Source organism: Pseudocitrobacter faecalis (assembly GCF_965231525.1).
Taxonomy (GTDB): Bacteria; Pseudomonadota; Gammaproteobacteria; order Enterobacterales; family Enterobacteriaceae; genus Pseudocitrobacter; species Pseudocitrobacter faecalis.
Window position 1 is genome coordinate 2,474,756 of record NZ_CBDDNJ010000002.1, and the last position, 20,655, is coordinate 2,495,410.

Annotated in this window: 22 protein-coding genes; 6 read left to right on the forward strand and 16 right to left on the reverse strand. The window is 56.3% G+C overall.

Annotated features, from left to right (window positions below; translation table 11 throughout):
• Positions 1-12 precede the first annotated feature (12 nt).
• The 10 genes from flgK to ACOXYR_RS12515 form a co-directional block, all read right to left on the reverse strand.
• Positions 13-1,389, reverse strand: a complete 1,377-nt coding sequence (gene flgK / locus ACOXYR_RS12470) for a flagellar hook-associated protein FlgK (RefSeq protein WP_113858556.1) — start codon at positions 1,387-1,389, stop codon at positions 13-15.
• A gap of 211 nt (positions 1,390-1,600) precedes the next feature.
• Positions 1,601-1,900 (reverse strand): rod-binding protein, encoded by a 300-nt coding sequence (locus tag ACOXYR_RS12475; RefSeq protein WP_000700148.1) that lies wholly within the window; start codon positions 1,898-1,900, stop codon positions 1,601-1,603.
• Positions 1,900-3,000, reverse strand: coding sequence for a flagellar basal body P-ring protein FlgI (locus ACOXYR_RS12480; RefSeq protein WP_147251889.1), 1,101 nt, complete (start codon positions 2,998-3,000; stop codon positions 1,900-1,902). The genes ACOXYR_RS12475 and ACOXYR_RS12480 overlap by 1 nt, the downstream gene beginning before the upstream one ends.
• 14 nt (positions 3,001-3,014) lie before the next feature.
• Positions 3,015-3,680 carry a flagellar basal body L-ring protein FlgH gene (gene flgH / locus ACOXYR_RS12485; RefSeq protein WP_421356747.1) on the reverse strand — a complete coding sequence of 222 codons (666 nt, stop codon included), beginning with the start codon at positions 3,678-3,680 and terminating at the stop codon, positions 3,015-3,017.
• Between the two features lie 452 nt (positions 3,681-4,132).
• Positions 4,133-4,918, reverse strand: coding sequence for a flagellar basal-body rod protein FlgG (gene flgG, locus ACOXYR_RS12490; protein WP_136672118.1), 786 nt, complete (start codon positions 4,916-4,918; stop codon positions 4,133-4,135).
• 78 nt (positions 4,919-4,996) lie between these two features.
• Positions 4,997-5,734 (reverse strand): flagellar basal body rod protein FlgF, encoded by a 738-nt coding sequence (locus ACOXYR_RS12495; protein ID WP_032296869.1) that lies wholly within the window; start codon positions 5,732-5,734, stop codon positions 4,997-4,999.
• The gene (gene flgE, locus ACOXYR_RS12500; RefSeq protein WP_421356725.1) at positions 5,734-6,936 is read right to left on the reverse strand and encodes a flagellar hook protein FlgE; all 1,203 of its coding nucleotides are present in this window, start codon (positions 6,934-6,936) and stop codon (positions 5,734-5,736) included. Before flgE ends, ACOXYR_RS12495 begins: the two co-directional genes overlap by 1 nt.
• A gap of 143 nt (positions 6,937-7,079) precedes the next feature.
• Complete coding sequence (locus ACOXYR_RS12505; RefSeq protein ID WP_189623601.1) at positions 7,080-7,793, reverse strand: flagellar hook capping FlgD N-terminal domain-containing protein; 714 nt, start codon at positions 7,791-7,793, stop codon at positions 7,080-7,082.
• Positions 7,793-8,224, reverse strand: coding sequence for a flagellar basal body rod protein FlgC (gene flgC / locus ACOXYR_RS12510; protein ID WP_000010954.1), 432 nt, complete (start codon positions 8,222-8,224; stop codon positions 7,793-7,795). The genes ACOXYR_RS12505 and flgC overlap by 1 nt, the downstream gene beginning before the upstream one ends.
• A 2-nt stretch (positions 8,225-8,226) precedes the next feature.
• Complete coding sequence (locus tag ACOXYR_RS12515) at positions 8,227-8,562, reverse strand: flagellar basal body protein (protein ID WP_000512950.1); 336 nt, start codon at positions 8,560-8,562, stop codon at positions 8,227-8,229.
• Between the two features lie 81 nt (positions 8,563-8,643).
• On the opposite strand from ACOXYR_RS12515, the gene flgA reads away from it, so the two are divergent.
• From flgA to fic, 6 genes are all read left to right on the forward strand, one after another.
• Positions 8,644-9,381, forward strand: coding sequence for a flagellar basal body P-ring formation chaperone FlgA (gene flgA / locus ACOXYR_RS12520; protein ID WP_421356724.1), 738 nt, complete (start codon positions 8,644-8,646; stop codon positions 9,379-9,381).
• An 80-nt stretch (positions 9,382-9,461) separates the two neighbouring features.
• Positions 9,462-9,740, forward strand: a complete 279-nt coding sequence (gene flgM, locus ACOXYR_RS12525; protein ID WP_421356723.1) for a flagellar biosynthesis anti-sigma factor FlgM — start codon at positions 9,462-9,464, stop codon at positions 9,738-9,740.
• Positions 9,741-9,752: 12 nt separating this feature from the next.
• Entirely contained in the window at positions 9,753-10,181 is a 429-nt protein-coding gene (flgN, locus tag ACOXYR_RS12530; protein ID WP_421356722.1) for a flagellar export chaperone FlgN, read from the forward strand.
• 127 nt (positions 10,182-10,308) lie between these two features.
• Positions 10,309-11,238 carry a lysine-N-methylase gene (locus ACOXYR_RS12535; protein ID WP_421356721.1) on the forward strand — a complete coding sequence of 310 codons (930 nt, stop codon included), beginning with the start codon at positions 10,309-10,311 and terminating at the stop codon, positions 11,236-11,238.
• Positions 11,239-11,416: 178 nt separating this feature from the next.
• Entirely contained in the window at positions 11,417-13,873 is a 2,457-nt protein-coding gene (locus ACOXYR_RS12540; RefSeq protein ID WP_421355969.1) for a glycosyltransferase, read from the forward strand.
• A 174-nt stretch (positions 13,874-14,047) separates the two neighbouring features.
• The gene (gene fic, locus ACOXYR_RS12545; RefSeq protein ID WP_421355967.1) at positions 14,048-15,124 is read left to right on the forward strand and encodes a protein adenylyltransferase Fic; all 1,077 of its coding nucleotides are present in this window, start codon (positions 14,048-14,050) and stop codon (positions 15,122-15,124) included.
• On the opposite strand, the gene ACOXYR_RS12550 is transcribed toward fic, so the two are convergent.
• From ACOXYR_RS12550 to fliF, 6 genes are read right to left on the reverse strand one after another with little or no spacing between them, the layout of a single operon-like run.
• Positions 15,118-15,522 (reverse strand): FAD synthase family protein, encoded by a 405-nt coding sequence (locus ACOXYR_RS12550; RefSeq protein WP_421355966.1) that lies wholly within the window; start codon positions 15,520-15,522, stop codon positions 15,118-15,120. The two genes, fic and ACOXYR_RS12550, sit on opposite strands and share 7 nt — an antisense overlap.
• A 2-nt stretch (positions 15,523-15,524) precedes the next feature.
• Positions 15,525-15,959 carry a flagellar export protein FliJ gene (fliJ, locus tag ACOXYR_RS12555; protein WP_421355965.1) on the reverse strand — a complete coding sequence of 145 codons (435 nt, stop codon included), beginning with the start codon at positions 15,957-15,959 and terminating at the stop codon, positions 15,525-15,527.
• Positions 15,960-15,961: 2 nt separating this feature from the next.
• A complete protein-coding gene (fliI, locus tag ACOXYR_RS12560; protein WP_421355964.1) occupies positions 15,962-17,299 on the reverse strand; it encodes a flagellar protein export ATPase FliI in 1,338 nt (445 codons plus the stop codon).
• Positions 17,292-18,002 carry a flagellar assembly protein FliH gene (gene fliH, locus ACOXYR_RS12565; RefSeq protein ID WP_421355963.1) on the reverse strand — a complete coding sequence of 237 codons (711 nt, stop codon included), beginning with the start codon at positions 18,000-18,002 and terminating at the stop codon, positions 17,292-17,294. The genes fliI and fliH overlap by 8 nt, the downstream gene beginning before the upstream one ends.
• 3 nt (positions 18,003-18,005) lie before the next feature.
• Entirely contained in the window at positions 18,006-19,016 is a 1,011-nt protein-coding gene (locus ACOXYR_RS12570) for a flagellar motor switch protein FliG (RefSeq protein ID WP_421355962.1), read from the reverse strand.
• Positions 18,994-20,655, reverse strand: coding sequence for a flagellar basal-body MS-ring/collar protein FliF (gene fliF / locus ACOXYR_RS12575; protein WP_421355961.1), 1,662 nt, complete (start codon positions 20,653-20,655; stop codon positions 18,994-18,996). The genes ACOXYR_RS12570 and fliF overlap by 23 nt, the downstream gene beginning before the upstream one ends.

Sequence of the window (20,655 nt, forward strand, 5' to 3'; positions counted from 1 at the left end):
TCGCGCTCCCGCTTAGCTGCACATTTCCAGCACCGAATCGAAAATCTCGGCGCCGGCGGAAATGACTTTCAAATTGGCTTCATAAATTTGTTGATAGGTGATCAGGTTCACCGCTTCTTCGTCCATGCTGACGCCGCTGACGCTGCTCTGCTGGTTTTGCGCTTCGGAATAGACATTGGACGCGGCGGTCACTTCGGTCTGGTTTTGCTGACTGTAGATACCGATATTGCTGATAATCGACGAGCACGCCTGCCCGACCGTTACGCTGCCAAGGTTGTCGATCTCCAGCGGTTCGGTGGAGATGTTGATCAGCGCCTGGAGGTTGTCGCTGTTGCCGCTTTCGTCCGGCGAACTGGAGAACGCCAGCTCATCGGCAGTGATATCCGGGTTAACGGTCAGCGGGCCATCGGCGTTGCTGGCGTCATAAATAAACAGCGGCTCACCGGGGTTGCCGTTGAGATCGTAACCCTGCGCCAGTTGGTTGTTGACCGCATCGGCAAACTGCGAGGCGATGCTGTTGATGGTATCGGTCAGCGGCGTCAGCACGTCATTCTGATAATCAAACAATGCGCCTAATGAACCGCCGGTGTCGGTAGTCATCGTCGAGGTGGTACCGGCAAAGGTCAGCGTCATGCTTGCTGTACCATCGGCATTGGTTTCCAGCGCAATGGTCGAGCTTTGCTGCCCGCTCACCAGCGGCTGGCCGTTTTTCAGCGTGACGTTGTAGTTGCCCTGGTCGTCGATATTGACCTGCACGTCCATCATTCCGCTCAGTTCTTCCACCATCTGATCGCGGGCGTCGTACAGTGCGGAAGCGTTATCGCCGTTAGCTTCAGCCTGGGCGATTTGCTGGTTATAGCTGGCGATGCCGCTGGTGAGCGTGTTGATTTGCGACACCATCGCCTGCTGCTGGCTGATGATTTCCGTGCTTTGCGAGTCGATATAATCCAGCGTGTTGTCGATACGCAACGACAGCGCCCCGGCTTCGCTGATCACCTGCTGGCGCAGGGCGGAATCATCAGGGCTGGTGGTGGCTTCGTTGAGAGCGGCAAAGAAGTTATCAAAACCGCCGCTCAGGCTGCTGTTATCGTCGCTTAATACCGCTTCCAGTTGGCTGAGATAGCCTTGCTGGGTGCTGTAATAGCCGTAATCGCTGGCGGCATACCACACCTGATTCACCTGATACTGGTTAGAAACGCGGCGAATGCTGTCGACCTGTACGCCGTTACCGGCGCTGTTCGGCGAGCCACCGCTGGCGCCGATGGTGCTAATCTCCGCCACCTGACGGGTGTAGCCCGTGGTCATGGCGTTCGCGGTATTTTGCGCCGTGACGTTCAGCTCCACCTGCGCCGTTGATGCGCCGCTGTAGCCGATGTTAATCATGTCCATGTTGGATCCTTAGCGGTAAATCGTGCCGGTTAAAAGCGGCGTGAAGTTGGGGATTCTTAAGTGGGTGATGTTGCGCGCTGATGCCCTCACCCCGGCCCTCTCCCACAGGGAGAGGGAGAAAACCGGCGCCCTGTTCAATACCGCGCTCGATCGATCCCCTCGCCCCTTCGGGGAGAGGGTTAGGGTGAGGGGCATCAGCGCGCACCGCCCCTCACTTATGCTTCGGCGACAGCTGCTTCACAATCATCGCCGCAATCCCAATCCCGTGCTGCTGCGCCAGGGTGTTACACAACTCATCGTCATAAAACCCCTGCATCATGCGCACCGAATCGCTGTTAAACGGGTTATCTTTCGAATCGAACAGCTCGTTGGTTTTACGCATCTCTTTGAGCATATTGCGTAAAAAAATCGCCTCGAACTGTTCGGCGGCCTGTTTGATATCATTGGCCTGAATCTTCGGCCCCATTAACGCATCGCTGCCGTCAATGCCGCCGCTGCCGTTGATTTTCATCAGATCACCTCCAGGTCGGCATCCAGCGCGCCCGCTTCATGCAGCGCCTGCAAAATCGACATAATGTCATCCGGCGTCGCCCCTAAACTGTTCAACGCATTCACCAGCGTTTTCAGGCTGCTCGACTCCGGCAAACTCACCACGCCCGGACGGGCATGATTCACCGCGATATTGCTCTGCGGCGTTACCGCCGTGCGCCCGCCTGCAAAGGCATTCGGCTGACTGACGTTGCTGGTTTCGTTAATCGAGACGGTCAGGCTGCCGTGCGATACTGCCGCCGCGTGTAGCGCGATGCCGTCGCCCATCACTACCGTACCGGTGCGCGAGTTAAACACCACGCGCGCGCGGATTTTCTCCGCCTGCACCTGCACATCGTCAAGCTGCGACATAAATGCCACCCGCGCGCCGGGGCTGGTGGGCGCTCGCACGGTCACGTTGGTGGAACTCTGCGCGGTGGCAATGCCGCCAAACGAGGCGTTGATCGCTGCCGCAATGTTGTTGGCGTCTTTAAATGACGGACGTTTCAGGTTAAGGGTGATGGTGTCACCCATCTGAAAATCACTGGGGATCTCGCGCTCCACCGTCGCGCCGTTGGGAATTAACCCGGCGGTCGGTGTGTTAACCGTCACGCTGGAACCGCTGGCTCCGGTGGCGCTCATCCCGCCCACCACCACACTGCCCTGCGCCAGGGCGTACACTTCGCCATCCGCGCCGTGCAGTTGGGTCAGCAGCAAAGTGCCGCCACGAATACTTTTCGCATCGCCGATGGATGAAACGGTCACGTCAATGGTCTGCCCGCGTGAGTACATTGGCGGCAACGTGGCGCTCACCGCCACCGCCGCGACGTTTTTCACCTTCGGGTCGATTTTGTTCGGTAGCTGTACGCCAAACTGGCGCAGCATATTGGTGATGGTCTGGTTGGTGAACTTGACCTGGTTTTTATCGCCAGTACCGTCGAGGCCGACTACCAGGCTGTAGCCCACCAGTTGGTTTTCACGCACACCCTGTACGTTGACCAGCGACTCCAGCGATTGCGCCAGCGCCATGCCGGGCAGCGCCAGGCTCACGGCGACCACCACCGTCTTAATCCAGTTTTGCATTGCACTCTCCGGCATTAAATCGGGAACAGCGGATGGTTAAACAGACGCGTCAGCCAGCCTGCGGCGTTGGCATCGCTTAACGCGCCGCGTCCGGCATAGGAGATGCGGGCGTCGGCAATCCGCTGCGAGGAGACCGAGTTGTCGTTCTGGATATCGTCGGCGCGTACCAGGCCGCTTAAGCGGATGTACTCATCGCCCTGATTGAGGGTGAGCCATTTCTCACCGCGAATTTCCAGAATACCGTTCGGTTGCACCGCATGGACGGAAACGGTGATCTCCCCGCGCAGGCTGTTCTGCTGCTGGGAGGTGGCGCTGCCGTCAAAGTCGCGGTTGGCGTCGACGGAGCCGGAGAGCTTATCTTTGGTGTGACCGAATACCGTTGGCGCGGTGATATCGACGCTGTTGCTCTTGCCGAAATTGGTTTTCGCCTGTTTGCTCGACTGGGTCGATTCTTCGAGGATCACCGTCAGAATATCGCCCACACGGTAAGCCCGCCGGTCTGCGGTGAGCGACCAGTTGTAGCCGGTTTCAAACACGCCCCCGGCACGTCCGTCTGCCGGAGGCGGCGCTTCGGTTTTCGGTGGCGCAAAGTATGCGTCGTCTTTTTTGACCAGAATGGCCTGCGATTCACACCCGCTAAGGAGTGGAAGCAGCGCCACCAGCCAGAGATAATTTTTCACGTTCTGCCTGTTTAGTGTTGCTGGCCACGGGGGTGGCCGGTGGTTTGGTAGGTGTGGAGCCGTTTGTTCCCCCTCACCCTAACCCTCTCCCTCAAGGGAGAGGGGACTGACCTGTGCGCGTTGTTACATTGTGCACCGCTTTTCTCCCTCTCCCTCAAGGGAGAGGGGACTGACCGTGCGCGTTGTTACATTGTGCACCGCTTTGCTCCCTCTCCCTCAAGGGAGAGGGGACTGACTGTGCACGTTGTTACATTGTGCACCGCTTTTCTCCCTCTCCCTCAAGGGAGAGGGGACTGACCGTGCGCGTTGTTACATTGTGCACCGCTTTGCTCCCTCTCCCTCAAGGGAGAGGGGACTGACCGTGCGCGTTGTTACATTGTGCACCGCTTTTCTCCCTCTCCCTGTGGGAGAGGGTCGGGGTGAGGGCATCAGATCGCACGCTGCCCACCGCCTTACAGCGTCTGACTGATGTACTGCAACATATCGTCCGCAGCCGACACCATTTTGGCGTTCATCTCATAAGCGCGTTGCACCGTGATCATCGCCACCATTTCGTTGACGATATCCACATTCGAGCCTTCCAGCGCGTTGTCCTGCAAGGTGCCAAGCCCATCTTCACCCGGCACACCTTCGGTCGGCTGACCGCTGGCGGCGGTTTCCAGATAAAGGTTATCGCCCTCGGCGGAAAGCCCCGCCGGGTTGGCGAAGTTCACCAGCGTCAGTTGCCCTAACTCGGTCACGTCGCTGTCGCCAGGTAAGATCGCCGTCACCGTGCCGTCCTCGCCAAACGCAACGTTGGTCGCCCCCGCCGGTACGTCGATCTCCGGCTGGAGCGGCAAGCCCTGCGAGTTGGTCAGTATGCCGTCGGCGTTCACCTGCAAGTTACCATCGCGGGTATAGGCGATATCGCCGTTGGCCTTCTGCACCTGCAAAAATCCCTGCCCCATAATGGCGACATTCATCGCGTTGTCGGTGGTTTCAACGTTGCCTTCGGTGAAGGTTTTCTGCGTGCCGACAATGCGCACGCCGCTACCGAATTGCAGCCCGGTCGGCATGATGTTGTTCTGGTCGAGCATCGCGCCCGGCGCTTCCTGGGTCTGGTAGAACAGATCCTGAAACATCACCCGGTCGCGCTTGAAGCCGGTGGTGTTAACGTTGGCGATGTTGTTGGCAATCGCGCTCATTTCAGCATCCTGCGCCGAGAGGCCGGTTTTGCTGATCCATAATGCTGCGTTCATGGTGGTAAATTCCGTATTGTTTTTTGCCGCCGATTGCCGGATGCGGCGTTAACGCCTTATCCGGCCTACGATGTGCGATTACGAGCCGCGCAATAAGCGGTTGCCCGCGTCGCTGATATCTTCGGCGGTTTTCATCATCTTGATTTGCGCTTCAAACTGGCGGTTCATGGCGATGGACGACATCATCTCGCTCACCGCCGAGACGTTGCTGCCTTCAAGAAAACCGCCGCTGACCTTGATGTTTTCATCGCGCTGGGCCGGAACGCCATCCGCCGTGATCAGCATCCCTTCAGCGTTTTTCGCCAGGTTAGCAACCGGAATATCCACCAGCTTCAGGCGATCGATATCCATCGTCGCGGTCACGTCGCCGTCATCGGGCGTCACCGAGAGCGTGCCGTCGCTGCCAAACGAGGCAATGGCGTTCGGCGGCAGAATGATCGGCCCGTTATCCCCCAGCACCAGATTGCCATCGATGGTCAGTTGCCCCTGGTCGTCCTGCTGAATGTTGCCGTTGCGGGTATACACTTCGTTGCCATTCTTATCCTGCACCGCGATGTAACCCGCCCCCTGAATCGCCACATCCAGCGGACGCTCGGTTTTCTCCGCAACACCGGTGCTGTCGTTCACGCCGCTGGCCCCTTCCTGCGCCATATAGCGCGTGTCGAAGCCGCCGCCTTTCACCTTGTCGTTGGTCGCCATCGCCATATCGGCGCGAAAACCGTTGGTATTGACGTTTGCCAGGTTGTTGGCGCTAATCTGCTGCTCGTACAACGTCTGGGAAGCACCGCTCAGGGCGGTATAAATCAGGCGATCCATTACATGGCCTGGAACAGCGCGTCATCGAGCTGCGTGCTGGTGGCGATGACTTTGGTGTTGGCCTGATAGTTACGCTGGGCGGTCATCAGGTTGACCAGTTCGCTGGTGATATCGACGTTAGAGCTTTCGAGTACGCCCGACGACAAGGTGCCGCAGGTGCCGGAGCCAGGAACGCCAATCAACGGTGTACCGGATTCCCCTGTTTGTACCCACGCCGTGCCGCTCACCGCCTCCAGGCCGTTTTCATTCGGGAAGGTCGCCAGCACCACCTGCCCCTGCAACATGCGTTCGCCGTTGCTGTAGGTGGCGTACACTTTGCCATCGCCATCAACCTGCACACCGTTTTGCGTCGCGGAGGCGTAGCCGTTGGCGGCGTTAGTGGTGACGGAAAAGTCAGAGCCGTATTGCGTACAGGTGGCGTAATCGACGGTTAAATCGATGGGCGCGGCGGCGTCAGTCTGAAACTCAATGGTCTGCGGCGAGGTTGGCGAAGTTAACTTCCCGGTATTCGGATCGAAGGTTAAGGTGGTCGCCGGAACGCCAGTCTGCTGCTGACCGTCGAAGGTGTACTGCACTTCCCAGGTGTTATCGCTGGTTTTAGTGAAGTACTGGCAAACCGAGTGTTCGTTGCCTAATGAGTCATACACCGTGGTGGTGTAGCTGTCGGTGTATGAACTGCTGTTGGCCGGGTCGAACGGCACGGCTGTGCGATCGATAGCCGCGTCGCTGGCATTAAAGTTGGCGGTAAAGGTCAGGCTGCTGCTGGCCTGCGCCGGAATATTACCGGTTTTGATCTGGATATCGGTCACCGTACCCGTTTGCAGGGTGCCGCTGTCATCGACCGGATAGCCCTGTAAGTAATCGCCCGAGGCGTTGACGATATAGCCGTCTTTGTCGGTTTCAAACGAGCCAGCGCGGGTGTAGCAGATGTTGCCCGCGCTGTCGCACATCACAAAAAAACCATCGTTGTTAATCGCCAGATCCAGCGCGTTACCGGTGGAGACCAGCGAACCGCCACGGGAGATACTTTGCGCGGTGCCCGCTACGCTGACGCCCATCGCCTGGCTTCCGGCATACATGGCGGAAAACTGGGTGGTCATCGACTTATAGCCCACCGTTCCGGCGTTGGCGATGTTGTTACTGATCCCGTCCAGTTGTTCGTTAACGGCATTCAGCCCCGTCGCGGCAATTTCATAACTCATTGTGTCTTCCTGTTAATTCAAATTTTGACAGCGTGCCCGTTGTTTTGCCGGATGCGGCGAAAACGCCTTACCCGGCCTACAAAACTATGCAGTTTCATGTAGGCCTGATAAGCGAAGCGCATCAGGCAATTTGGCACCGGTCATCACGCCACATCACTGTCGGCATCGGGTACGCCAAACTGGCTAATCATGGTGAACGGCACTTCGCCCACGCCTGCAACGTTGAGCACCGGAGAGCTGCCGTCGAGCGGGATGCGCACATCTTCCACTTCGCCGGAGACTTCAATCGGCACCTCTTCTTCCCCGGTGTTGGTCACCACCGAGACGTCGTAATCGCCCGGCGGGATACCGTAATCAGCCGGATTAATCGAGAAATCCACCTGCCCTGGCCCGACGGAAGAACTCCCTTCCGGGATTAGCGACACCGTGTAGTCATCGCCTGCGGCATCGGTAAAGTGGAGATCGGCGGTGGTACAGGCATCGTCAAGCGTGGCGCGACCGTTAATGGTCTGGTCGCTCACCTGCAAGGCGGTGGTCTGTACCATAATGTCGTCGCCCACCAGGTTGCCGAGCGCCATCACCTGAATGTTGCTCATCAGCACCGCATTGGTATTGGCCTGTACGCTCATCTCTTCCATCATCGCCACCTGCGCCATTGACGACAGCTGGTCGATATATTCGGTGGCGTCGGTCGGGTCGGTCGGATCCTGATTTTGGATCTCAGCGACAAACAGCGTCAGGAAGGTATCAACCGGCGAGCTATCGCTGCTGCTTTGTGTGTCGTTGGCCGCCACATTACTGCTTTCCTGCGTGGCCGTAGGCTGCGGCGATTGCGCATTCAGCGCCAGGGTATTCATCAGGCTTCTCCCAGTTTCAGCAAACTTTGCTGCATACTTTTCACGTTGTTGAGCACATCGACGTTGGTTTCGAAATCGCGCGAGGCCGACATCATGTCTGCCATCTGTTCCACCACATTGACGTCGGGATACCAGACATCACCGTTGGCATCCGCCAGCGGCGAATGCGGTTCATAGCGTTTCACCGCCCCGCCGGTTTGCAGCACGTCCTGCACCTGCACGCTGGCGCCGTCAATGGCATGACGATGCGTTCCGGCCAGCAAGCTGTTGTGGTAGACCGCCGCAAATACCGGGCTGCGCGCTTTATAGGCCTGCGCCTCGCTGCTGGCGGGCGCATTGGCGTTCGCCAGGTTACTGGCGACGGTATTCAGACGCAGCGTTTGCGCCGTCATCGCCGAACCGGAAATCTGATAGATATCAGTAAATGACATACTTATTTCCCTTCAATGGCCTCTCTGATGCCGCTGATTTGCAGATTCAGAAAGGTCAGACTGCTTTGATAATCCATACTATTTTGTGAAAACCGCGCCTGTTCGCTGTTCAGCTCCACGGTGTTGCCATCTTCCGATGGCTGCATCGGTACGCGGTACTGGACATCCACCGCCGCGTTATTTGCCCGTTGCATCTCCCTGGCAAAATCAATATCTTTAGCCTTGAAATTTGGCGTATCGACATTCGCCAGATTCGCAGTCAGTAGCTCGGTCCTCTCAAGACGTAACTTCACTGCCTGCGGATGCACTCCCAATGCTTGTTGAAAACTGATCCCCATTCTCTGCGTTACTCCTGCTTCAATCCGCATACGCTAAGCAATCGCCATGCCAATTTTTAAGTAACTGAAGAGAAAGGGTTTATGAGTTTTCAATTTTGCAGGCGGAAATTGTATTTCCTCCTGGCGCTGGCCTTACCGGGCTACGCCGCCGTTCATCCCGTGCAACACAGTGCGCGGGAACAAGTCAACGCCCAGGTGCTGAGCGCCGCGAGCCAGCAGATTGAATTGCTGGCGCAACAGCGGCGCTGGCATGACTATCGCTACACTTTTAACGTCTACATTCCCTCGCAAATTGCGACCGCCGCGCCCTGTGCGACTGCACCCGGCGTCACGCTAACTTCGCCTGCGGACATCACCCTCAACCGGATGAATTTCACCGTCAGTTGCCCGCAAAGCTGGCAGATGAACGTGGCGGTGCGCCCGGATGTGCGGGTGCCAGTGGTGATGGCAAAGTCAGTGATTGCTCGCGATACGCCGCTCACGGCGAATGATGTGGAACTGAAGCCCTACAACGTCAGCGCCCAGCGGCGGGATGTGCTGATGGATCTTGATGACGCGATTGGTTTAAGCAGTAAACACGCCCTGCAACCGGGTAAGCCCATCACCAAAGAAGAACTGGTTTCACTGGTGCTGGTCGAGCGCGATCAGCCGGTGATGATTGTTTACCAGAGCGCGGGGATCACCGCCTCGATGCCCGGCGTGGCGCTGAAAAATGGCCGCAAAGGGGAGATGGTGAAAGTGCGCAATGCCAGCAGCCAGCGAATAATCAGCGCGATGGTGGCAGAAAGCGGCGTGGTGGCGACGGTAAGCGCGGAGTAATTTGTGCTAATGATTAAAGTTTTGCCGCCTGTTAACCGCTTTACCGGAGTAACACACCTTCAAACAGAGACGAAGTTGCGATGAAAATCACCCCGACTATGCCTGGCAACCGCCCAACGGCCACCGCTGCTGGCACTCGCCAGACCAGCAAAAGCACAGCGACCACCACCACGACGCTGAGCGCCGACGACATTACCCAGGCAGGGTTGCAGTCAGCCCAGCAAACGCTGAACGATCAGCAAGAGAGCGACATCGACAGCGACAAAGTCGCGCAAATGCAGGCGATGCTGGCCTCCGGTAGCCTGCAAGTGGACACCGAACAGTTAGCCAGCGACATGCTGAGTTTTTTCCAGAAATAAGAGGCCGATAAAGTGAGTATTCGGTTACAACAGGTAAAGGCGCTGCTACAGGGCATTCGCGACGATGACGCGCTGTATGATTCCCTGCGCGAACTGCTTCAGCGTCAGCGGATCTGCATGATTCGCCGCGCGAGTGAGGAATTACTGGCGGTGAATGATGAAATAACGCATCACTACGATCGGTTAAACAGCCACAGCCAACAGCGCCACAGCCTGCTGAAATTTCTCGGCGTCAGCGTCAATCGGCAAGGTTTAGAGCAGATTTTTAACTGGCTACCCGCCGCACAAAAAGCGGCGGCACAACGCTTGTGGCAACGCCTTGAGCAAAAAGCCGAACGCTGTAAGGCGTATAACGATAAAAACGGCGAGTTGCTGATTCGTCAGTATGAATTTATTCACTCTTTTTTAGGCAGCGAAGCGGATTTTATTTATCAGGAGTGATGACCATTCCTTCCCCCCTGGCGGAAACGGATTTTCCGCCTGAAAAACAACGCTTTGTTTTGTATTTAAAAATTTTCCGGCACGCTTATTGCTATTCCTGTTCAGTATTAAAGACTGGAAGCCTCCTATGAGTTTTATTGAATGTTACGAACCGGAATTTGTACGCAAATTTATCGCACAACATCCCGGTTCGCCTATGTATGTCCGCAAAGTGTGGAAAAACGAGATTCGCCTGAGCCTGATGCTTACAGAGCCAGAAAGCTGCGAAGCCGTGCTCATCAACGCCAATGCGTTTGAATTACAGCTCACCTATCGGTCTATGGAAGAGAGTGCCGGTGAGCTTTCCGCGCGCGATGCGATACTAAACCAGGTCATTTTGAGCGCCCTTACGCTCGCCGATTTAACCCCTGAATTGTCACTGTATGCCGTCGGGATCCTGCTTTCCCGCGCCGGTAAAATGCCGGGCAAGGATGGCGATACTCTGGCCCGATTGACGACGCTGCCGCAGGCGCTGGCCGACCATGCGCAAAAAGGCACACTACAGGCACAGTTCGCCCAGCTGCCACCTGTGCCACAGCTGGCACGCCAACTGGTGACACTGCTAGGAAGTTTTGCGTTTGACTGGTCGATTCTGCCGGAAAGCCCGCGCAAAGCCTCGCTGCCGTTGCAGGTTTCTTTACTGACATTGCATGACGCCAACAGTGAAGCCCTGTTACATCAGCAGCTTCAGGCGCAGTGGCAAACGACCTGGCAGCAGCATTTCACCACTTCACCCTGGATTATGCGTAATTACCTGATCTACCGCGTTTACCATGAGGCGATCGGGCAGGCAGGCGGGGCGGATTATTTCCCGCTGGTGTGCGATTTTTATCTCATCCGCACGTTAATCAGTATGTGGACGCTGGATGATTCTCCGCTGCGGCAGGAGGATATTTTATCTCTCTTCGCCATGTTTGAACGCTGGCGGGCCAGTGAAAATGCGCTGCTGATTCGCCAACAAATTCAGTCGTTATGTGCCGCAGAGCCGTTGCTTTCAGCGTTTTCGCTGCTTACGTGAAGGGCAACGTGCGCGCTGATGCCCTCACCCCGGCCCTCTCCCACAGGGAGAGGGAGAAAACCCGCGCCGATTCTAACACCATGCTCGATCGGTCCCCTCGCCCCTTTGGGGAGAGGGTCGGGGTGAGGGCATCAGCGCGCACATTCATCACATTCACCCATTAACTTACCCAAACACCATGCCAACACCGACCATCATCAAAACACTCACTACCCACCGCGAAAAACCTTTCGTCAGCGTCGTCACGCCCACATGGAACCGCAGCGCATTCCTGCCGTACCTGCTTTATATGTACCGCTATCAGGATTACCCCGCAGACCGCCGCGAACTGGTTATCCTCGATGACTCCCCGCAAAGCCACCAGCACATCATCGACCGCCTGACCAATGGTACGCCGGAAGCCTTTAACATCCGCTATATCCATCACCCGGAAAAACTGCCGCTGGGCAAAAAACGCAATATGCTCAATGAACTGGCATCCGGCGAGTACATCCTTTGTATGGATGATGACGACTACTACCCGGCAGATAAAATCTCGTACACCATCGCCATGATGCAAAAACACCGGGCGTTAATCTCCGGCTCCGACCAGATCCCCATCTGGTACAGCCATATCAATCGCATCTTTCAAAGCCGCAGCTTTGGCCCGCACAACATCCTCAACGGCACCTTTTGCTATCACCGTAACTACCTGAAAAAACACCGTTACGACGATGATTGCAATCTTGGCGAAGAGAAAAGTTTTACCCATAACTTCAGCGTTAACCCGCTGCAACTGCCCGGCGAGCGTACCATCCTGTGTATCTCGCACAGCCAAAATACCTTTGATAAAGACTTTATCCTCAGCGCCAGCACACCTGTAAATACGGCGCTTACGGATATCGTCAGCGATCCGCTGCTGCGCAATGCCTATTTGAGTCTGCATAACGCCACCCATCACCAGGCGATCCACCATCAGGCTGTCGATCAGGTTGTTCTGGTGAATCTGGATAAACGCCCGGATCGCTTACAGCAGATCCGTGATGAACTGGCACGGCTGCATATTCCGCCCGAAAAGATCACCCGCCTTGCCGCCTGTGAAGATGAAAACGGTCAACGTGGCCGCCGTCTGTCACACTTGCAGGCGCTACGCCTCGCGCAACAGCACGGCTGGCAAAACTACCTGCTGTTGGAAGATGACGCGGTCATTCTCAAACAGGAGAAACATATTCAGGTGCTGAACACCCTGCTCGCGAGCCTGGCGAAAATCCCCTGGCAGGTGATGATCCTCGGCGGTGAGATTACCCAGGGAACAATGCTGAAAAGTTTGCCAGGGGTCGTGCACGCGCAAGACTGCCGCAAGGTGTGCGCTTATCTGGTGAACCGCCGTTACTACTCGCAACTGGCGCAGCAGATGAGCAACGATGAGCACTCGCTGGAAGCCTGCTGGCTACCGCTGCTACGCGCCGACAAGTGGCTGGCCTGTTATCCGAGTCTTTGTTATCAGCGACCGGGCTTTAGTGATATCGAGGGGAAAAAGACCGACAACATCAGCCACTACTTCAATAAGTTACCTGTAGCGACCAGGCCATCCGCGTTACCCATCGCCGACACTATCGGCTTTTTTATGGAAACCTCCTTCCACTACGCGCTGTACCGCCCGATTATCACCGCGCTACAGGCACAGGGGCAGAGCTGCACGCTGGTGATTAACGACCGCGCGTTTAAACCGTTTCTTGATGAGATGCTGGAAACGCTAAAAAGCATCGACGATCCGCAACTCAAAGGAATGCGCTTATCTGAAATGCAGGCCCACGGTCAGCGAGTGAAATGCCTGGTAAGCCCCTACCATACGCCCGCGCTTAATGGCCTTTCCCCCGTGAATGTCCGCGCCATGTACGGCTTAGCCAAAGAAACGTGGAACCACGCCGACTGGAATGGTTTTTATCAGCGCATTTTGTGTTACAGCCACTACAGCCAACGGGCGCTGGCACATTTCGGCAGCGCGAAAGTGGTAGGTAACCCGCGCTTCGATGCCTGGCATAACGCCACGTTCGACCGCGCGTTGCCGGGAAATATCAAACTGGACGAGCGTAAACCCACCGTACTCTACGCCCCAACGTTTGGCGCATTAAGCTCCCTGCCCCATTGGGCAGAAAAATTGGGCCGCTTAAACGGTGATGTGAACCTGATTTGCAAACTGCACCACGGCACCTGCTCGCGCCCGGAAGAAGCGGCATCGCTGACACTGGCACTCAAGCATTTAAAACAACGCACCAACTCCGCGCAACATACGCTGGCGCTGCTGGATAAAGCCGATTACGTGCTCACCGATAACAGCGGCTTTATTTTCGATGCTCTCCACGCTGATAAGCGGTTGATCCTGCTCGACTTTCCTGGCATGAATGATTTGCTTGACGGCGAGAAAAGCTACTCCACGCCCGAAAGCGCCGATCAGCAAATCCGCGAAATATTGCCGGTGGCTCATGATATGGCGGAATTACGTTATCTGTTGTCAGAGGCGTTTGACTGGGGGGCGTTGCAGGCGCGGCTGGCGGAAATTCGTCATCACTATTGCGATGCCTTTATGGATGGCAAGGCGGGAGAACGGGCGGCGATGGTGATTGTGGAGGCGTTGGTGGGCCAGAAACCGTAAGGAATATGTCGATAAAATGCATTTTTTTAAACATATTGCCAAAATTTGTCTATGCCATCGACATGTTTGGACTACATGTCGAAAAAACGCATTTTTTTAAACGTATTGCAGTGACATGTTTATGGTATCGACATATGATGGCTATATGTCGATAAAACGCGATTTTTTAAACATATGAAATGGAACCCAGAAATCCCCTACAACGATCTGCCCGGTTTGCCTCCAGATTTAGAACGCATAGAAACACGAAGCGTTCTGAAAGCGTGTATCAATGCGCGGGCTGCGATTGCTGAGCTGAAAACGGCTGGCGAATTGCTCCCCGATCAAGGTCTGCTCATCAACATTCTCCCGATGCTGGAAGCGAAAGACTCTTCACGCATTGAAAACATCGTAACCACCAGCGATCGACTGTTTCAATATGCCGATCGTGAAGAAGGTGCCGATCCGGCAACCAAAGAAGCGTTGCGCTATCGCACCGCACTGAATGATGGTTATACCCATCTCGAGGCCTGGCCGCTCTGTACAAACACCGCAATCGCGATTTGCACAAAGTTACGCGCTGTGCAAACCGATATCCGTAAAACACCGGGTACCGTATTACGCGATCAGGACAATAACATCGTCTACACGCCACCTGTTGGTGAAGATACTATCCGCAACTTACTGGCGAACTGGGAACGGTTTATTCATGGTGATGATGATTTAGATCCGTTGATAAAAATGGCCATTGCGCACTATCAGTTTGAATGTATCCATCCCTTCCCGGACGGTAACGGACGAACGGGCCGTATCCTGAATATTTTGTATCTGATCCAGACAGAATTACTTTCGCTGCCAATCCTGTATTTGTCGCGTTTTATTCTTGAAAATCGCACGGCTTACTACACCCATCTGCGCAGAGTGACGGAGAAAGGTGACTGGGAGGCGTGGATTTTGTTTATGCTGTCAGCAGTTGAAAACACGTCCCGATGGACAACCACAAAGATATCAGTTGTTCGGCAATTGATTACTGAAACAACGGATTATGTCCGCGAGAAGCTGCCAAAAATCTACAGCCATGAGTTAGTTCAGGCGCTTTTTGCCCAGCCCTACTGCCGGATAGAAAACCTTGTCGAACGTAACATAGCCAAACGGCAGACAGCGTCATCTTATCTTAAGCAATTGACAGAAGCTGGCGTTCTGGAGGAGATGAGCGTGGGCCGGGAAAAACTGTATCTCAATACCAGACTACTGCGGGAATTAAATCAGTAGGTGGCTGATTTAGCCCTAATCACCTCAATAATCCCCGTCGTCGACACCGACGGCGTGCGGGGAAAATACATCACCTCACAAATATACGCGAAGCTATCAAACTTTCCGGCCCAGTCATCGCCCATCACCAAAATATCCGCACGGTAGCGGCGCAGATACTCCGCTTTTTGCTCCAGTGATTCTTCCAGAAATACGCCATCCACACACGCCAGCCCGGCGATAATCGCCATGCGGTCATCCTGATGGTAAACCGGTGCCCTGCCCTTTTTGGCGATGTTTAACGCGTCTGACGACACGCCGACCAGCAGCCGCTCACCCAACGCGCGAGCACGTTGCAAAAGGCGCAGATGGCCGACATGAAATACATCAAAGGTGCCGAAGGTGATGACCGTTTTCATGGCTACTCCGCTAATTTGTGCCGCAGCCAGCACTGCACGGCGATATCATCCACCGCTTTTTGCGCTTTCGCCGTGGCGCTTTCTTGCTGTTCGCGGCGTTTGTCGTCCAGCGTCAAAGCCACCACTTTCTCTTCACACGCCGCCGCCGTCAGGTTTTTCTGCATTCGCGTGGCTTTGATGTTGGCCAACGTTTTTTCCTGCTCCTGCCAAGCGATCACCTTGCGCAGGGTGCCTTTGTAGCCGCTGACATTTTTCAGCGATTCCACCGATGCAGTCGCGCCCGCAGACGTTTTATCCACTAGGTAGCCTAACGCTTTGATATTGTTGTCATAGCCCACGCAGATCTGTTTTTGCTTTGCCAGCTCGACGGTTTTGTCTTTGACTGATTTGTCCCGCAGGCGCTGCAACTGCGCCAGCGTGTCGATGATTTGTCGCATGGTTACTGTTCTGCCTTTTTAGTGGCGGGAAAGAGGATTTGCAGGCGGCTTTGCACCAGTTCAAGGGAGGCGGGTTCGCGCATCTCCTGGCGTAAAAATCGCTCGATGGTCGGGTACATTTTTACCGCCTTATCGACGCTGGCGTCTGCGCCTGGCACATAACCGCCGAGCGGGATCAGCGGTTTGATCTCCATATATGCAGCGTAATTTTGCTTCATCGCGCGGGCAGCCTGCTGATGTTCCCGGCTGGTGACCTGGTTCATGCAGCGGCTGATCGACTGGCCGATATCAATGGCCGGATAGTGCCCCGCTTCCGCCAGTTTGCGGGTTAATACGATATGCCCGTCCAGCACCGCGCGGGCGCAATCGACTATTGGATCTTGCTGGTCGTCGCCTTCCGCCAGCACGGTGTAGATGGCGGTCATCGAGCCGGTGCTTTCGCTGTTGCCTGCACTTTCGACCAGTTTGGGGATCATGCCGAATGCCGATGGTGGATAACCTTTGGTGGCAGGCGGTTCGCCGAGCGAGAGGGCGATTTCCCGCTGCGCCATTGCGTAGCGGGTCAGGGAATCCACCAGCAGTAAAACGTGATGCCCACGGTCGCGAAACCAGGCGGCGATGGAGTGACACAGTTCGGTGGCTTTCAGGCGCATCAGCGGAGATTCATCGGCGGGCGCGACGACGACAATCGACTTTGCCAGCCCGTCCTCGCCCAGCGAGTGGTCGATAAACTCTTTCACTTCGCGCCCGCGTTCGCCAATCAGCCCGACCACCACAATGTCGGCTTTGGTCTGGCGGGTGATCATCCCCAGCAGCACGCTTTTCCCCACCCCGCTACCCGCCATCAGCCCAACGCGCTGGCCTTTGCCGATGGTCAGCAGGCCGTTGATCGCTTTCACGCCCACGTCTAACGGCTCGTCCACCGAACGGCGGGTTAAGGGATTGACAGACGGCGGCAGCGGCGGCAAAAGATCGCTGCCATTTAAGCGCCCTTTGCCATCCAGCGGCTCGCCGAGGCCGTTAACCACGCGGCCTAACCAGCTTTCGCCAATCAAAATATCGTGGGCTTTTTCTTCCGGGAAGACGCGTGCGCCCGCCATCAGTCCGACCGGCTGTTTAAACGGCATTAGGTAGGTGATGTCGCGATTAAAGCCCACGGCCTGGGCGTCGATAAGCGTGTGATTGGCGCTTTCAATACGGCACAGTTGCCCGGTCATTAACGGGCAACCGACGCTCTCCAGCAGAATGCCGTTAAGGCGCACCAGCCGCCCGGCGACGCGGGCCAGCGGGATAGACTCCAGCGAGCGCAGGGCGTTATCGAAAGCGGAAAAATCACTCACCCTGCGACTCCGGCGTTAGCGTCTCTTTCAGCGCGGTCATGCATTGTTCAAGGCGGTGCTCGCAGCCGATATCCAGCTCTGATTTATCGGTGATCACCCGACACTCGCCCGGCGCTAAATCAAGTGAAGGCATCAGCCCCCATTCGTTCACTTTTTCCGGCACCGCGTCACGGATGCGGTTAAATTCTTCCGCACTCATCATTACTTGCAGGGTTTCCGGCATGGACGGGAACGCCGCCAGCGCCTCTTCCACCAGCGCCAGCAGTTGCGTCGGCTGGAGCGCCAGTTCGCAGCGGATCACCTGGCGGGTCACTTTTTCCACCAGTTGCAGCAAATCTTCCCGCTGTTTACGTTCGATATGGGCAAGGAAGTCGTTCACTTTACGGGTGATGTTTTCCAGCGGTTGCGCCGCCTCGATATACTGTTTGCGCCCTTCCTGCTGCCCGGCGAGGCTGCCTTCGGTGTAGCCCTGGCGTCGCCCATCGTCAAACCCTTTTTGATGGCCTTCAAGAAATCCCTGGTCGATGCCTTCGGTCATCCCCTGCTCAAAGCCTTTTTGCAGCCCTTCCTGAAAACCGTCTTTTAACTGGCGCTGGTAGTCGGCGGCGCTGATCCCCGCGATCAGCGGTTCACTCGCCACGGCCCGCTGGCGCGGCGGAAATCGATGCAGGCGATAGCGTCCGCGCAGTGTTTCAATGGTCATGGGTTACTCCGCCGTCTGTTCCGCAAAGAGCTGTAGCTGCATTTCGCCCGCCTCTTCCAGTTCACGGGCGATACCCATGATTTCGCGGCGGATCTGTTCGATACGGCTGACCGGCACCGGCCCCAGACGCGCGGTGATCGCTTCCAGTTGCTGCACCTGACGTTTTGGCATTACCGCGTAAATGGAACGGCGCAGCAGAGCTTCGGTGCCTTTCAGCGCCACCGCCCAGTCTTCCATCGGCACTTCGTCGAGCAGACGCCTACGCACCTCTTCGTTCTGGCGACTGAGGATAAAGAAGTCGTACATCTCATCCTGCAACTGCTCCAGCACGTCTTCGTCGCGCTCGCGCATCTGGTCGAGGATCACCTGCTGGTTGCCCTGGAAGCGGTTGACGATATCCGCCGCCTGTTTGATGCCTTTCACCTTCGATCCGTGCTCCGAAAGCACCGACAGGCCGCGTTCGATCAGGCGGTCAAGTTCATCCACCACGTCGCGGTTAACGTCATTGAGTTTCGCCACCCGATAGAGAATTTCGTTTTGCACCGATTCGTTGAGATACGAGAGCACCGCCGCCGAGATTTCCGGCGTCAAAAACGCGAGAAACACCGCCTGCAATTGCAGATGCTCTTCGGAGATGAGCATCGCCAGTTGGCGCGGTTCCACCCATTGCAGGCGCGCCATCCGCGAGCGGATCTCATCGCCATAAATGCCGTTGATCACGCTGCTGGCGATCTCAGTGCCGAGAGCTTTATTGAGAATGCCCTGCAACATAGAGCGCGATGCGCCGTTAATCCCGCTCTGTTCACGGAATTCGTCAAAAAAGTTGTTGATCACTTTGCGCGCCATGCTGGTTTTGACGCCGGAAAGCCGCGCCATGTTTTCACTCAGGCGCACCACCTCTTCGCGGCTCAGTTTTTGCATCACCGTCGCCGCCGCTTCTTCACCCAGACACAGCAGCAGGATCGCCGCCTGTTCCAGGTAGCTGTTGCTCTTATTTATTGTCAATTCGCTCATTGCTGGTAATCCATTGTCTGAGTACTTCGGCGACGCGATCGGTGTCGCTCATGGCCAGTTTTTGCAGGAACTCGAGTTTCACTTCGAGGCCGGAACTCTGGGACGGCAGGCTGTCATCGCCAGGCAGCGACGGCAGGTCGACGTTTTTACGCTCCTCTTCCGGCGTGGCAATCCACGGTTCGCTGACGGCTTCCGGTTCTGGCGGGATAACCGGCGCACGTACCGCCGTCAGCCGTTTCATTACCGGGCGCACCACGAAGAACAGCAGCAACAGCGCCAGCAGGCCGCCGCCAATCAGGCGTACCCACGCCAGTACGCTGTCATCTTTCCACAGCGGAATGACCGGCTCGACCGGCACCGCCTGCGGCACAAAGTTGAGCAGCGATAAGGTGAGATTGTCGCCGCGCTGGGCGTCGATACCGGCAGCATTGTTCAGCAGCGCGGTAAGCTGTGTGGTCTGCTCCGGCTTCCATTTTTTCAGCGCCGGGGCGTTTTGATTGAGCACCACCGCCACGTTGAGGCGTTTCACCGCAAAGCCGGGATGCTGAATATGCTGAACGCTGCGGTCGTATGAGTAGTCACGCTTGCTTTCGCTGTGTCTGGTTGAGGCTTCCGGTGAACGGTTTTCTCCGGCTGGCGTTGCGCCGCTGGTTACCTGATTGGGGGCGGTCGCAACTGGCGGACGATTGCTGAGCGAACCGGGTATACCCATCGCCAGCTGGCTACTGTCGCTGTCCAGCACGTTTTCTTCACGGTTGATTTTCGGTGCATCGCCGTAGTGTTCCTGAGTTTCATCGATATTACTGAGGTCAAGATCCGGCATCACGCTGATGCGGTAGTTACCTGTTCCGACGAGAGAATCCAGCACGTTCGCTACGCTGGCGCGGGTTTTGTCCTGAATATCCTTGAGGATCTGATCGCGTTTACGGGTAGCGGCAGAAACCGCCTCGCCAGCGCCAATGCCGTCGGTCAGCAGATTTCCTGCCTGATCGACGACGCTGACTTTATTAGCCTGTAGCCCCGGAATACTGCCGGAAACCAGATGCACAATGGCGTTAACCTGGTCCATATTCAGCTTCGCGCCGTAGTGCAGGCGCACCACCACCGAGGCGCTGTTTTGTGGCTCATCGCTGACCACAAACGAGCTTTCTTCGTTAAGCGCCAGATGCACCCGCGCGCTCTCCACCGCGTCCAGCGACATGATGCTCTGCGCCAACTCCCCTTCGAGGCTGCGTTTATAGCGCACGTTCTGCACGAACTGGCTGCTGCCGAGCACTTCGTCTTTGTCCATCAGCTCGTAGCCGCTGGGCAAAATCGCCTGCACGCCTTTCGCAGCAAGCGTCATGCGCGTTTTCGACAATTCATCTTCCGGCACCAGAATTTGTCCGCTTTGCGGGTCGATGCGGTAGGTAAGTTTTTCGCCGTCCAGCACGGTGACAATCTGCGACACAGGGAGATTTTCCTGGCGTCCGTAGAGCGAAACGTAGCCGCGATTGCCGGTCCACAGTACGCTGACGATAATCGCCGTCGCCGCAACCGCAAGCCCCAGCCCCGCCATCAGCGCCCAGCGTTTATTACCTGCGAGACGCAGCCGAAACGCCGGAAGTGCCTGGGTTAACTTCTTGATTTGTTCATTCAT